Consider the following 14,088-nt stretch of genomic DNA (forward strand, 5'->3'; position numbering starts at 1 on the left):
ACAGTACCGACGATCCGGACCGGCTCGGGCTATTCGCCGCGCGTACCGCGCCGCCGAATCGGCCTACTCAGCCGAAGAACGCCTCTGCCTCGCGGTAGCGCTCCGGAGGGACGCGCTTGAGCTGCTTGGTTGCCTCCGAGAGCGGAACGAGATCGATGGTAGTGCCGTGCAGTGCGACCATCTGGCCGAACCGGCCCGCGTGCACAGCCTCGGCTGCGTGCAGGCCGAAACGGGTGGCCAATACCCGGTCGTAAGGGGTGGGGCTGCCGCCGCGCTGGACGTGGCCGAGCACGGTGGTGCGGACCTCCTTGCCGATGCGCCGTTCGATCTCGACACCGAGCTGCTGGGCGACACCGGTGAAACGCTCATGGCCGAACTCGTCGATACCGCCCTCACGCAAGGTGAATCCAGAATCCGGGGCCGGATGCGAGCCTTCGGCGACGACGCAGATGAAATGCTTGTCGCCGCGCTGGAACCGGCGCTTGATCATGGTGCACACCTCGGCCACGTCGAACGGGACCTCCGGCACCAGGGTCAGGTGCGCACCCGCGGCCATGCCCGCGTGGATCGCGATCCAGCCCGCATGGCGGCCCATCACCTCGATGAGCATGACGCGCTGATGCGACTCTGCGGTGGTGTGCAGCCGGTCGATCGCCTCGCTGGCGATGCTCAGCGCCGTGTCGTGACCGAAAGTGACGTCGGTGCAATCGATGTCGTTGTCGATGGTCTTGGGGACGCCGACCACCGAAACGCCTTCGTCGGCCAGCCAGCTCGCGGCGGTGAGCGTGCCCTCGCCGCCGATCGGGATGAGCGCCTCGATGCCGTTGTCGTCCAGGGTCTGCTTGATCCGGCCGAGACCGGCGCGCAGCACTTCGGGGTTGGTGCGCGCGGTGCCGAGGATGGTGCCGCCCTTGGCCAGGATACGGTCGGTGCGGTCGTCGTTCTGGATCTGGATCTTCCGGTCTTCCAATAGGCCACGCCAGCCATCCTCGAAGCCGACGATCGCGTCGCCGTAGCGGCCGTTCGCGGTGCGAACGACGGCCCGGATGACCGCGTTCAGTCCTGGGCAGTCTCCGCCTCCGGTCAAGACTCCGATGCGCATGGCCGCTATCTTGCCCCTCATGTCCGATCTCGGCAGCCCCGACCCCCCGTGAACGATGAGTAACATTTACTTGGTGACCTGGACGGATGTCCTCACCCCGCCGGGCAGCGACCACCGGGCAATTCGTCGAGATGCTGGGAGACGACCGCGGCAAGCCGGTCCAGAACGTTCATGCCGTCGCTGAACGTCCCCGAATCCGGCTGCACCGCCACCGCGATGGCGATTTGCCCGGAAGGAGCGGTGATGAGCCCGAACTGGCGCACCAAGTAAACGCCCGAGGGTTCCGGCCCCCACCCGCCCTTGAATTCGGCTCCGCTGAACTCGCCGAGACCCCAGCGCTGGCTGACGACGACCTGTTCCATCAGCGCGGTCACGCGGCTGGCCTCCGACAGACAAGGCAGCCGCGAGGCGAACCGCACCTGGTCGACCAGCGACCAGTCCGCTTGCCCGAAGGCCGAATGCTCAGGACGGGAACGGGTAGCGGGCACGGCGGTCTTGGTGTCGCCCCCTTCGCGCAGCACCGCCTGCACGGCCTGGGCCGCCTCCTGCGGGCTGCCGAGCGATTGCCACAGCGTCTCGGCGGCAGAGTTGTCGGAGGCGGTGATCGCCGCGGACGCGGCGTAGTTCGAGGTGCCCGGATTGCGGCGCAACGCGGCGATGGTCAGCGGCACCTTCATCGTCGACCACGCCGGACCGCTGGTCCAGTCGCCGAAGGTCACCGGCTGAGTGCCGCCGACCGGCATGACCGCCATCCCGAGCTTCCCGCGCACGCCTGCCGCCAGGTCGGCGAAACTCGCGGCCAACGTGCCGGGCACGATGAGGGACAGGCCCTTTTGATCGGTCCGCGCGGCGGCCTCGGTGATGGTCGGCTCGCTCGCCGCCGGATCCTCGGAGCGGCCGGTCCCGCACCCGGCGACAACACATGCGACAAGCGCCGCGCAGCCCAGGACTTTTCGAGCCTTGCGGAATTGATCAATAAACATTCTTCGACACATTCTCGTTGTGAACTCCCCCAGGTCTGTGTATCGGTACGGCGTCCCGGCACCGTGCCGGGTCATCTCGCAGACTGCCTCCTCCATCGACAGGGAGGGCGCCATGGGTAATGACGTACCGGGAGTTCTGATTTCGCGCGTCGCCCGACTTTCGGTGGGCTTCACCTGCCACGACCAGCGGATTCCCGCGCATCCCACCCCACTGCCGGCGTCGGCAGCCGGACCGCACCCGCCCGGCACGATCCATGGGATCCGCGCGGTCGACGCCGGAGGATGAGCCATCGACGAAACCGTGCCGAACGCGCCGGGTCGGCCTACCGGCCAGTAGATCCGCACACACGATCAGTTGATCCTTGCCTCCCAGCCAGGTGACGACGGCGTGGTCGACGAGCATGGACACCTCCACCTATCCGCCCGGCAGCGCCGGGCGGCCGGGATCAGCACAGGCGGCCGAGCACTGCCGGACGCCACCCTCTCCCGAGAACCGCTTCTCGTTATCCCAGAGAACGTACTAGATGAATTGACCGCACCCCACTTTTCCGAATACACCGAAGAGAATCCACATCCGCGACAGCGACTGTCTAGCAAATCAATTACACCTGCACATTCTCAATAGCTTTGACACATCACCGCAGGATTTGTCAGTCTCTACACCCGTTGCGCAGTCGGCGCCAACCTTCGCCAACTTGTGCCACAGGTTCGCCGTGGCGCTGAACGCTCACGTCAGCTGGTCCAAGAGCCACGGAATCATGACTTCCCAGGCGGCGGGGATGTGGTCGGCCTGACAATGGGCCGAGCCCGGCCGACCGGAAGGGACGACATGCAGGGCCTTGGGCGCTTGATGCAGGGCCTTGGGCGCTTGGACGGCATCGTAGAGCTGCTGGGCTTGCGACACCGGCACCAGAGCGTCGTCGGCGCCGTGGATGATGAGGATCGGATTGCGGATCAGATGGGCTACCGGGGCGATGGTGAACCGGCGCGCGTCGATGAAAGCCCGGACGGGGTTGCCGCCGCCGAACACCCAGGTCCCGTACTGGGCAAGGAAGAATTTCGTCTCGATATCACTTCGGCTGGCAAGGATTTCGGACTCGTCCCAGATGGCACCCCACACCACGGTTGCCCGCACACGATGCTCGAAGGCCGCTGACCGGGCCGCGTAATAACCGCCGAGGCTGATTCCGATCAGGCCGATCCGGTCCGGATCGACTTTCGGATCGCGGCCGAGAAAATCGACGGCCGCGGCGGTGGCGGCCTCGTAGTCGTACCGCGACAGGATGCCCCGAAACCGCAGCGAAGCGCCGTTTCCGGGACCATCCACAAGGAGAGCGCCGATACCATTGCGCGCCAATTCTTTTCCGGCCCAGAGGTAGAGCTCCTCGCCGACGCTATCGAGGCCACCGAAGAAGACCACGGCCGGATGGGTTGCGTCGGCCACGCCGTCCGGACGGACGTAATAGGCGTCGAGCACAGTGTTTTCGTAGGGAATCTGGACCGCCTCGATCCGCTGCCCCCGCGTGCCGATCGCGAAAGACTGGCGCATCTCGCGATACAGCGCGATCTTCGTATCCAGCGAGGAACCGAGGGGTTCGACGAAGAATTCGGCCGCGCGGAGGTAATTGGCGGCACGCAGCGCGGTCGCGGCGGCGCCGTTCGGATCGCTCGCGATCATGTCGGCAGACTGTCGCGCCAAATCACGCCCCAGCGCCGCGAACGCGCGTACCCACGCCTGGGCGCTCGGGGACGGCCCGATTTCCTGGACTGCAGCCACCACCTCCGCTACGTTCGCGCCTCCCAGCGGCGCCTCACCGAGCAGCCTGCGCAATTGGAAGTCGAAGAACAGGCGGTCAAGCCAGCGAGGGACAGCGGGTTCGGCGCCGGCCGGCATCGGCGTGGCAAGGGCCAGCGCACCTGCGGCCACCGCGCCGCTCACCAGAAATCGCCTTCGGCCGAATGTGGATCGTGGATGCATCGGGCGGCTGCTCATCGAATCTCCTTAACGCACTCAGAAGTGCTTTAAGCGAGTTTGGCGGTGGGCATGCCGGATGTCAAGCTGTGGTCGTGGGCCAGCGCGAAAAGGTGGAACGACGGCCGCGGCCGGGCGGACGCAGCGCACGCGTCGTCGCGGCCGTGCGGCAGGCGACCCTCGATCTGCTGCTGCGACAGGGCTACGACGGCTTCGAAATTCCCGATGTCGCTCGGCTCGCCGGTGTCCATCCCACGACGATTCGCCGCCGCTGGCCGGACAAACAGGATCTGGTCGCCGACGCCGCGCTGACGCATATGGGCGATCAAATCCCCATCCCGGATACCGGCTCACTGCGCGCCGACCTGGTCCAACTGGTGAACGAGGTCGTAGCGGTGCTCGCCCGGCCGCCGCTGCTCGCGCTGCTGCGGACCCAGGTCGCGCTGGCCGACTCCGCGCAGATACGGATAGCGAGTCGCCGGTTCTGGACGGCGCGTTTCGAGGGCACGGCCGCCATCGTCGAGCGCGCGATCGCGCGTGGCGAACTCCCGGACGACACCGATCCGCTGGAGTTCAACGAGATGGCGATCGCACCGGTCTATCTGCGCATCCTGGTGACCGGCGAGCCGGTCGACGACTGCTTCATCGACAGGTGCGTCGAGCGGGCCTTACGCGCTTTCGCAAGCCGCACGAGCGGTCCCGCAAACCCGTAGGCCCCTGCCACCTACGGGAAGAGTTGCGGCCCAACGGCTCCTGGCAGGATGTGGCGATGGCCGATCAGGGCCTGCGCCGCTCGCCGCGGATCAAGATTTCCTCGACCCATGTCCTGGCCGCGCTGGTGGGCTCGGGTGTAATCGTGCAGTCACAGCTGGTCTCGATGGTCGGCGCGTTCGCTACTACCGATTCATTTGGCGATTAGCTATGGATCAATAACTATGTCTTGCTAAGTAGTACGATGGCGTTCGTGGGAGATGATGCAGGTCGCCGGGTCCGGCGCGTGTCGAAGGCATCGGCGGATCAGTGGGCCGACTTCGCTGATCTGGTGTTCGCCATCTCGCGGGAGATCAAGTTCCCCGCCTACGTCAACCCGGAGGCGGTGTCGTTGACGCCGTCGGAGGGCACGGTGATGCGTTATCTGCATCGTCACCCGGGAACCACGCCGAGCCGGGTCGCGCACGCGTCGGGTTTGCAGCGCACCAATCTGAGCACGGTGCTGCGTAGTTTGGAGGGCAAGGGGCTGGTCGAGCGGCGTAGCAGTGCCGCGGACGGCCGTGAGGTGGAGATCTATCCGACCGCCCAGGGGACGAGTAATTACGCGCTGGTGCGCAAGCTGTGGTCCGAATGCGTCTACGCGGCCACCGGCGACACCGCGGACCTCGACTCGACCGTTGCTCTGCTCCGCAAGGTGGAGGCAGGGCTCGTCCAACTCCGCCAAGGCGGCGAGCAGGCACCCTGAGCCGCATCGGTCCACAACGACAGCCTCGCAGTGCCGCAGCCTGATCAACCTATTTTGTGGCGGCAGCCACATTTTTCCTTGACTGCTATGTAGGCATAGTTATAACCTCATCATCATTCGGGCTCGACAGAAATGAGCGACCCATTCCACCGTCCATATCGACCCAGTTGGCACATCATGAGCAAACAGAACGGCGATTCAGGGGATGTCCTGCGGTCCAGTGACCCGACGGTTCGGCCACTGATGTATGGCTATCTTCGCTTGGACTTGTTGACGGGCGCGGACGTATCCCTGTGCGAGGCCCAGCTGGAGACGTTCGCAGGTGAGCACGGCTATGAGTTCGGCGCGGTGTTCCGCGAGTCGTCACCGCAGACTTGCGCGGTCCCGCAGGCGTTTGCCGACCTTGTTCACGAGTGTCGCCGCGCAGAAGCGGGTGTTGTTGTAACCCTGGCCGGGCACATGTCCGGGATGGCGATTTCGCGGATGTGCCTCCTGGATTTCCTCGCGTCTCGCGGCCATGCGCACCTGGTGGAATTGCCGACATGACCGCGCTGGCGCCGCTGTCGATTTCGCCGCCGCTCGGAAACCGGGAAGGTAGAACAAGAAGGCAATAGAGATGAGTACGTACGAATATCGGGTGCACTATCGCAACGGCAACGGCCTGGAGCATCAGTCCCAGTGGATCCGCGCCAGCAACCCGTACCGCGCTATGTTCCTAGCCAACCAGCTACTCGGCCGAACCGACGTGAACCGGATCGACTTCCTCGACACGGCTGAGACGAAATGGATCGAATCATGAGCTGTGCAGCGCGCATCCCGATCCGGCCTGCCCAACACTCATGTCACGCGAAAACGATCGGCGTATTCCAGGCGCATGACGCAACATCTCCACGACATCGACACCGTGGCAAGGCCTTGGCCCGCTGGAACACCTGACCGAAGCCGATCCGTCGGCGCTGACACCTTGGCTGAGGCCGAATCTCGGTGCCATTCCACCGACGGCCGGGGGTGCGTAGGAACCCAAGGGTGCTGCCGCCGCCCGAGTTCCGAGCCGGAACCACAGGGAACGGCGCCGAGGCAAAATGCCTCGGCTACCCGCTATCTCGGATGCCCACATTTTCAGGGCAGCCCCAGTGGTGGTGGTGCGGATCGGTAGCTGGCCGGGGTTGCCGAGAGGTTGATGGGGTTGCGGCACAACGAGACCTTACTGCTGTCGCTGCGGGTGAGTTCCACAATGGGATCCAGGCCGAGTTGAGCCGCGAGTTCGAAGGCGCCGGCGATGTCGTTGACGGTACCTGCGGGGACCCGCACCCGCGCCAGCGCGGCTGCCCAGTCGGCGGCCGACTTTGTCGCGAGCCGGTTTTCGAGTTCGGCGCGCAGCTTGTCCCGGTGCTGGACGCGTGCGGTGTTGGTGGCGAACTGTGGGTCGACGGGGAGGTGCGGTGCTCCGAGTTCGTCGCACAGCGTAGCGAACTGGCGGTCGTTGCCGACGGCGAGCACGAGGTCGCCGTCGGCGCAGGACAGCAGCTCGTAGGGGGCGATGCTGGGGTGCTGGTTGCCCATCCGGGTAGGTACCACCCCGGCGGCGGTGTAGGCGCTTGCCTGGTTGACCAGCGCCGCGAGCAGACAACTCAGCAGGTCGATGTCGACTCGCTGCCCCGCACCGGTGATCTGCCGGTGGTGGAGTGCGGTCAGGATGCCGGTGGTGGCGAACAGACCAGCGAGGACATCGACCAGGGCAACCCCGACCTTCTGCGGCTCGCCGTCCGCGCTGCCGGTGATACTCATCAAACCACCGAGTGCCTGGATCAGCAGGTCGTATCCAGGTAGGGCAGCTCCGGCGCCACGGCCGAAACCGGTGATAGAGCAGTAGACAAGTCCGGGGTTGGCCGGCCGGAGCTGGTCGTAGTCGAGACCGAACTCGGCCATCAAACCCGGGCGGAAATTCTCGACTACGATATCGACGTCGACGGCGAGCGCCCGGGCGCGCGCACGGTCGCGCTCATCGGTCAGGTCCAGGACGATGCTGTCCTTGTTGCGATTGACCGCCTGGAAGTAGGTCGCCTGCCCATGCGCGTCGTAGGGCGGGCCCCAGCCGCGGGTGTCGTCACCGGTGCCGGGGCGTTCGACCTTGGTGACCTGGGCACCGAAATCGGCGAGCTGCATCGTCGCGAAGGGCCCGGCCAGGATTCGGGTGAAGTCGAGAACCCGCACGTTGTCGAGAGCTCCGGACACGGACATCACCTCAGTTTTCTTCGATGTCGGACAGTGGATAGTCGTAAAACCCGCGCCCACTCTTGCGACCGAGCAGGCCGGCGTCGACCATGCGCGACAACATTGGCGGCGGCGCGTACAGCGGTTCTTTGAACTCGGCGAACATCGAGGTCGCGATGGCCACCACGGTGTCGATGCCGATGAGGTCGGCCAGACGCAACGGCCCCATCGGATGGGCGCAACCGCCGCGCATTCCGGCGTCGATGTCGCTTGGCGTGGCGAACCCCGCCTCGACCATACGAACGGCGGACAAGAGGTAGGGCACCAGAAGAGCGTTGACGACGAAGCCGGCCCGGTCCTTCGACAGGATGACCGTCTTGCCGAGGTCGCGCTCGGCCAGTTCCCGTACCCGGCGTACGACGTCGGGCGACGTCAGCAGGCCCGGCACTACCTCGACGAGTGGAAGCACTGGCGCCGGATTGAAGAAATGCACGCCGATGACCTGCGCGGGACGCCGGGTAGCGGTACCCAATCTCGTAATGGGCACCGATGAGGTGTTCGACGCCAGGATGGCGTCCTCATCTTTGATGATTGCGTCCAGCCTCTGGAACAGCTCCAACTTCAATGTCGCGTCTTCACTGGCTGCTTCGATGCACAATTCCACCGGGCCGAGCGCGTCGAGATCACTGCCGAAAGTGATCCGATCGAGTGCGGCCTCGACGTCCCCGTCGGTGAGCTTGCCCGAGGCTGCCGCCTTTGCCAGCGAGCGCTCCACGCGGCGTCGCCCACGAGCGGCGGCAGCCGCGTCGACCTCGTGCACGATCACGGCGTGTCCGGCACGCGCGAACACTTCCGCGATGCCCGATCCCATCAAGCCGCAGCCGACGACGCCAACTGTGGTCGCGGCCAACGATTCCTCACTCGCTACCGGCATCCGAACCGTCCTCGACTATCTCTACATGCAGTGAACCCAGGCCGGTGATCTCGGCGTCGAGGTGATCGCCGACCTTGGTCCACACGCCGGTGCTGAGCCCGACACCGGCCGGGGTACCGGTGAGCACTACATCGCCCGGCTCGAGCGTGATGTGCTCGCTGATCCGGGAGACGAGCTCCGGCACCGGCCAGATCATGTCCTTGGTGTTGGCTTCCTGCCGGAGCACACCGTTGAGGCGGAAGCGCAGCTCCAGGTTTCCGTCGTCGACGAACCGCGCGGGCACGATGCCCGGTCCCAGAGGGCAGCTGTCGTCGAACGCCTTGCCGCCGAACAGGTCGAACTTGGCGAGATGCCGCGGATGACGCTGCCAGTCGCGCGCCGACAGATCGAGGCCGATCGTATAGCCGGCGACGTAGTCACGAGCCTCTTCGACCGCAATCCGTCTGCCGCGCTTGCCGATCACGAACGCCAGCTCGAGTTCGTAGTCGAACTTGTTCGACTGGACGGGATAACGCACACACTTGCCCTGGCCGACGAGTGTTGTGGTGGGCGGTTTCAGGAAGAAGACCGGGATGTTGTCTTCCTTCGTGAAGTCGGCGTGGCCGCCGTCCTGCGTCAGGTGGTCGTAGTAGTTCGCGCCGGTGCACACGACCTTGTTGGGATAACGCAACGGTGTCAGCCAGTCCTCGAGCCGCCTGGGCGCATCGACTTCGGTGCAGGTCAGCACCCCCCCGGTGAGGTCGCGAGCAGCCCGCGACAGCACGGGTTCGGCTTCGGCCCAGTGCGCGAACACTGTCATCAGCCCGGCGGAGGGGTCCGGTGCGAGGACTTCCGGGGCGAGGTCGGCGATTCGGTAATGCCTACCCGCTGTGCTGAGCACCGGGGTCGGCAAGCCGTCGACACGGATCGTCGCGAGGGAAAAGGTCACGGTAGGTCCTTACCGACATCGCCACGCGAGAGCGCCGCCCACCGGTCGAGCAATCGGCCGACTGTCGATGCGGGATCGCGAAGCAGTACCCGGCCGATCTTGCGGATCTCGTCTCGCTGAGCCTCGTCCAGGTATTCGACCGGGGAAGCGCCATCTACGCGTGCCAGTGCGAGCGCGGGTAGCAGCGCCGCTACTCGCCGGGCGAGCGCGTCCGGTGGTTCCCAGTCGATGTGGCGTGCGTGCCCGTCGGCCAGCGCTTGTGCGGCCGAGCGCAATTCGGCGGCCTGTCCCGGCAGCTTGACCGACTTGATGAGTAGGTGGTTGACGCAGAACGCGATATCGAACGCGGGGTCGCCGAACCACGCGCACTCCGCGTCCAGGAGGACCGGGCCGTCGGGTCCGAGCAGGATATTCTTCGGACTGACGTCACCGTGCACGACAGCGAGGTCTGTGGCTGCCGTCGTCCGAGCCAGTTCGGCGAACCGATGCCGCAGGTCCCGATGGGCGTTCGCGGTGACCCGCAGGAACGGTTCGATGCGCAAGGCGTCGAAGTTCTCGTCGGTGGCGAATCGAAGCGGACTGCGCGGATCGGCGGCGCTCGCCGAGTGCAGCCTGCCGACGAGATCTCCGACCGCTCGGGCTGCCGCGACATCCACCCGGCCCGCGAGCAATTGCGCCTTCCACACCGGATAGCGCTCCGGTGGCAGGAATTCCATCGCGAACAGGCCGCCCTCGTCGTCGTAGGCGATTACCTGAGGCACCTGGCCCGGACATAGCGAAGCAGCGAACTGTAGCCAGTCGTACTCGACCCGGTTTCGCGAGAGGGGTGCGCGCCACTCGTGCGCGACCTTGAGCTGGGCCAGTGCCCCCTTGACGCACACGGTGCCGGTCGGAAGTTCCACTTTCCACAGATCCGAAGACACACCGCCGGCCAACGGAATCAGTGACGCATGCTCCCCCGGGCCGAGCAATCCCTGCCTGCGCAGGAACGCTTGCACATCTGCGCGGAGGTCCGGCGTGGTCACCGGATCGGACCTGCCGCGGGAACGGAACTGGGCATGGGGAACTCGCGGAACGGCAGACTTGCGTCCTCCGCGATGCGGATCAGCTGGTTGTATTTGGCCAGTCGTTCCGACGAACGTACCGACCCGACCTTGATCTGCCCCGCGGCCGTGCCGACCGCAAGATCGGCGAGGAAACTGTCCTCGGTCTCACCGGAACGCGCCGAAACCACGGAAACATAATCCGCGTCGGCGGCTGCGGCAACAACCTCGAGAGTGCCGGTCAGCGTTCCGTTCTGATTGACCTTCACGAGGACACCGTTAGCGCATTTCCGCGCGATCCCCTGAGCCAGGCGTTTCGGATTGGTCGTGAACAGATCATCGCCGATGAGTCGCACCCGATCTCCGAGCCGTGCGGTCAGCGTCTCCCACCCGTCCCAGTCTTCCTCGTCGAGCGCGTCCTCGATAGACACAATCGGGAAGTCGTCCACCCATGACGACATCATCTCGATCATTTCCTCGGTGCCCACCCGGCGCTCCTCCCGACGCAACCGGTAGTCGCCGGTAGTGGTGTCGTACAGGGACGCGGCGGCGACATCGATCGCAATTGCGATGTCCACGCCGGGCACCAGCCCGGCCCGTTCGATCGAGGTAACGAGCAACTCGAGCGCCTCCCGCCCGGTGCGGCACCCAGGACTCAGCCCACCCTCGTCAGCGAGCAATACCGGCAGCCCGCGTTCGATACATACGACCGTCGCCGCGTCACGGACCCGCGCGGTGAGCTGGATCGCCTCCAGCATCGATGTCGCCGCGATCGGCACGGCGAGAAAGTCCTGCACGTCCATTCCGCGTCCAGCGTGCAATCCGCCGGAGAGGATGTTCACCATCGGCATGGGCAGTACCGGTTCGGTGACACCGGCGAGATCGGCGATGCGCCGATACAGCGGCTGGCCGGTCACCTCGGCCGAGGCCCGGCAGAGCGCCAGCGACGTACCCAGCACCGCGTTGGCGCCGAGCCGGGACAATCCGGGGGTGCCGTCGAGTTCGCGCAGCAGGCGATCGCAGCCGCTCTGATCCATCACGTCGAGTCCGCGCAGGGCGGCGGCGATCTCCCCGTTGACGTGGTCGACAGCGGACAGCACGCCGAGGCCGTTGAAAAACGCGTCGTCACCGTCGCGAAGCTCATGCGCTTCATACGTGCCGGTCGATGCACCGGAAGGCACGGAAGCACGGGCGACGATGCCGCATTCCAGAACCAGCTCGACTTCCACCGTGGGCCGTCCACGCGAGTCCAGCACCTGGCGGCCGTGCACGCTGCCGATCACGCTCATATAGACACTCCGTTCTTTGTCTTCTGTGCAGGGTGGTTGCAGGGATACCGCGGGGTTTCGCCGCGCAGGACTCGGACGACTTCTTCCGCCGCGCCGCGGCGAAGGTCGACGACCGACGCGTCCGACGAGAACGCGATATGCGGGGTGACCACCACCGACGGGTGCTCCAGTAGCTCGGCGGGCACGGCCGGTTCTTCTTCGAGGACGTCGAGGCCCGCGCCACCGAGGTGGCCTGCGCGCAGCGACGCCATGACCGCGTCGGTGTCGACCAGCCCGCCGCGACTGACGTTGACCAGCAGTGCTCCGGGCGGCATCAGCGCGAGTTCGCGGGCACCGATGAGGTGGTGCGTCTCGCTCGTGAGCGGTGCGTGCAGGATTACGACGTCGCTGCAGGCCAGCAGCTGGCCCATCTCGACCACCGGCACGCCACCCGTGTCCGAAGGGGGCAGAGGGGTGCTGGTCACGACGTGTGCGCCGAGCGCGCGCAGTTTCATCGCAGTCGCACTGCCGATTCGCCCGAACCCCACCACTCCGCAGGTCAGTGCGGAGAGCCGGCGTAAGCGTGCGCTTGCCGGGTTCCAGCGCCCGGCCCGTACCTCGCGGTCGGCGACCACCAGTCCCCGTGTCCAGGCCAGCACAAGCCCAACGGCGTGATCGGACACTTCTTCGACGCAGTAGTCGGGAACGTTGGTCACCAGCACGCCGAGGGCGGTCGCGGCTGGTACGGCGATATTGTCCAGACCGACACCCAGACGGGCAACGATCCGCAGCGCCGGGGAGCTGGCGATGGCGGTGGCGGACACCCGCGCCCAGCAGGTGAGGATCGCCGATGGCTGGTGTTCCGCCACCAGCGCCTCGATAACGCCCGCGGGCGCCGGATCCGGAGGACCGCTGACGAATTTGAAACCGGCGGATTCGATCGTGGCTCGCTCGACCGTGTCGTCGGGCCACGCCCGGTCGGTGAGCAGCACGGTGTGCTGTTCCTTGGTCATCGCATCAGCTCTTTCTCTTTTTCGCGCAGTGCGGCGGATGGGTCCTCGGTCGCGACGCAGCGCAGATGTTGCTCGCCGAGCCCGGTCACCTGCGCGGTAACCACATCGTCGGCACGGAGGAACCGTCCGTGGTGGACGCCGAACCCGGCAGGCGAACCGGTGCACAGGACATCGCCCGGCCGCAGTCGGGTATGCCGGGACAGGTAGGAAACCTGGTGCTTGATGGCGAACAGCATGTCTTCGGCAGTGTCGTCCTGCATCACGGTGCCGTTGACGGACAACCGGAGGCGCAGCCGGGAAGGGTCGGGGACCTGCCACGCAGGAACGAACCACGGCCCGAGAGGCAACGAACCCGGCATGCCCTTGCTCTGGACCCAGTCGCTGCCCAGGGCCGGAAGATCCGCGCGCATCACCCGGGAACGGACGGTGAGGTCGTTCGCCACACAGTAGCCGGCGACGACGCTCGCCGCGTCCCCCGCGGCGACCTCGTGGGCGGTCGCGCCGATCACGACCGCGATCTCGACTTCCCAGTCGAGTGTCACGACGTCGGGTGAGATCGCCAGGTTGCCGATAGGTGTGCCGATCCGCTCGGAGCTGGTCAGGCAAACATACGGTTCGCCGGTGCGGCTGCGGCGGTCCAACGCTTCGAGTGCGGCCGCCTGGCGTGCGGGGGCGCCTGGCCCGTCGGCGCCGTCGTCGGCGTCCAGTGCGGCTTCCACCATCTGGCGGCGGTAGTTGCCGATCGTGCAGAACGTCTGCCGAGGCTCCAGCGGTGCCTGCACGCGCAGCGCGCCGACGTCCGTGCCGCGCGAATGGATGACCTGCCGAACATCCGGGCGGCTGGTCAGCACGCGGAGGCCGGATTCGTGGTCCGACCACCGCGCGACCAGTTCGGTGAGTGATCCAACTCGACCAAGGGGCCACTCGTCGGCCCATTCGCGCAGCGGCAGTGCACGTCCATCCGCGACCAGCCATGGCAGTGACTCGCCGGAGCCCCGGCTCGCCTGCGCGAGAACGACGCCCGCCGGGGCGGCGTCGCCGCCCGAGCCGAACCCGCCGCGATCCAGCGGTTCGGCGCTGCTCATCTCTTGGTCCGCGTGCATGTGCTAACGATAGCACAGCGAAACCCCTCTTCGCTCGCCATCGCCACGCGCACCGTAGACGACCCGGTCGGT

Annotated in this window: 15 protein-coding genes; 5 read left to right on the plus strand and 10 right to left on the minus strand. The window is 66.3% G+C overall.

What is annotated here, in order from left to right:
- Positions 1-67: 67 nt before the first annotated feature.
- From AB0M45_RS23315 to AB0M45_RS23325, 3 genes are all read right to left on the minus strand, one after another.
- Entirely contained in the window at positions 68-1,102 is a 1,035-nt protein-coding gene (locus AB0M45_RS23315) for an ATP-dependent 6-phosphofructokinase (RefSeq protein ID WP_364332835.1), read from the minus strand.
- Between the two features lie 92 nt (positions 1,103-1,194).
- The gene (locus AB0M45_RS23320) at positions 1,195-2,085 is read right to left on the minus strand and encodes a hypothetical protein (RefSeq protein WP_364332838.1); all 891 of its coding nucleotides are present in this window, start codon (positions 2,083-2,085) and stop codon (positions 1,195-1,197) included.
- Positions 2,086-2,812: 727 nt separating this feature from the next.
- Positions 2,813-4,078: an alpha/beta hydrolase gene (locus AB0M45_RS23325; RefSeq protein WP_364332841.1), complete on the minus strand. Its 1,266-nt coding sequence runs from the start codon at positions 4,076-4,078 to the stop codon at positions 2,813-2,815.
- A gap of 74 nt (positions 4,079-4,152) precedes the next feature.
- Here AB0M45_RS23325 and AB0M45_RS23330 point away from each other — a divergent pair, with 74 nt between their 5' ends.
- The 5 genes from AB0M45_RS23330 to AB0M45_RS23350 all read left to right on the plus strand — a co-directional run bounded on the left by AB0M45_RS23330 (position 4,153) and on the right by AB0M45_RS23350 (position 6,312).
- Positions 4,153-4,770 carry a TetR/AcrR family transcriptional regulator gene (locus AB0M45_RS23330; RefSeq protein WP_364332844.1) on the plus strand — a complete coding sequence of 206 codons (618 nt, stop codon included), beginning with the start codon at positions 4,153-4,155 and terminating at the stop codon, positions 4,768-4,770.
- A gap of 56 nt (positions 4,771-4,826) precedes the next feature.
- A complete protein-coding gene (locus AB0M45_RS23335) occupies positions 4,827-4,976 on the plus strand; it encodes a hypothetical protein (RefSeq protein WP_364332847.1) in 150 nt (49 codons plus the stop codon).
- A gap of 45 nt (positions 4,977-5,021) precedes the next feature.
- Entirely contained in the window at positions 5,022-5,513 is a 492-nt protein-coding gene (locus AB0M45_RS23340; RefSeq protein WP_364332850.1) for a MarR family transcriptional regulator, read from the plus strand.
- 177 nt (positions 5,514-5,690) lie between these two features.
- Positions 5,691-6,059 (plus strand): hypothetical protein, encoded by a 369-nt coding sequence (locus AB0M45_RS23345; protein ID WP_364332853.1) that lies wholly within the window; start codon positions 5,691-5,693, stop codon positions 6,057-6,059.
- Between the two features lie 70 nt (positions 6,060-6,129).
- Positions 6,130-6,312: a hypothetical protein gene (locus AB0M45_RS23350; protein ID WP_364332856.1), complete on the plus strand. Its 183-nt coding sequence runs from the start codon at positions 6,130-6,132 to the stop codon at positions 6,310-6,312.
- 320 nt (positions 6,313-6,632) lie between these two features.
- Here AB0M45_RS23350 and AB0M45_RS23355 read toward each other — a convergent pair whose 3' ends face one another.
- From AB0M45_RS23355 to AB0M45_RS23385, 7 genes are read right to left on the minus strand one after another with little or no spacing between them, the layout of a single operon-like run.
- Positions 6,633-7,754, minus strand: coding sequence for a CoA transferase (locus AB0M45_RS23355; RefSeq protein WP_364332859.1), 1,122 nt, complete (start codon positions 7,752-7,754; stop codon positions 6,633-6,635).
- Positions 7,755-7,758: 4 nt separating this feature from the next.
- Positions 7,759-8,661, minus strand: coding sequence for a 3-hydroxybutyryl-CoA dehydrogenase (locus AB0M45_RS23360; RefSeq protein ID WP_364332862.1), 903 nt, complete (start codon positions 8,659-8,661; stop codon positions 7,759-7,761).
- Positions 8,645-9,589 (minus strand): fumarylacetoacetate hydrolase family protein, encoded by a 945-nt coding sequence (locus AB0M45_RS23365; protein ID WP_364332865.1) that lies wholly within the window; start codon positions 9,587-9,589, stop codon positions 8,645-8,647. The genes AB0M45_RS23360 and AB0M45_RS23365 overlap by 17 nt, the downstream gene beginning before the upstream one ends.
- On the minus strand, positions 9,586-10,614 hold the full coding sequence (locus AB0M45_RS23370) for an aminoglycoside phosphotransferase family protein (protein ID WP_364332868.1): 1,029 nt from the start codon (positions 10,612-10,614) through the stop codon (positions 9,586-9,588). The genes AB0M45_RS23365 and AB0M45_RS23370 overlap by 4 nt, the downstream gene beginning before the upstream one ends.
- The gene (gene eno / locus AB0M45_RS23375) at positions 10,611-11,921 is read right to left on the minus strand and encodes a phosphopyruvate hydratase (protein ID WP_364332871.1); all 1,311 of its coding nucleotides are present in this window, start codon (positions 11,919-11,921) and stop codon (positions 10,611-10,613) included. The genes AB0M45_RS23370 and eno overlap by 4 nt, the downstream gene beginning before the upstream one ends.
- Entirely contained in the window at positions 11,918-12,913 is a 996-nt protein-coding gene (locus AB0M45_RS23380; RefSeq protein WP_364332874.1) for a C-terminal binding protein, read from the minus strand. The genes eno and AB0M45_RS23380 overlap by 4 nt, the downstream gene beginning before the upstream one ends.
- Positions 12,910-14,016, minus strand: coding sequence for a fumarylacetoacetate hydrolase family protein (locus tag AB0M45_RS23385; protein ID WP_364332877.1), 1,107 nt, complete (start codon positions 14,014-14,016; stop codon positions 12,910-12,912). The genes AB0M45_RS23380 and AB0M45_RS23385 overlap by 4 nt, the downstream gene beginning before the upstream one ends.
- Positions 14,017-14,088: the final 72 nt, after the last annotated feature.

The sequence above is a fragment of the Nocardia sp. NPDC051787 genome (assembly GCF_040681325.1).
Classification (GTDB): domain Bacteria; phylum Actinomycetota; class Actinomycetes; order Mycobacteriales; family Mycobacteriaceae; genus Nocardia.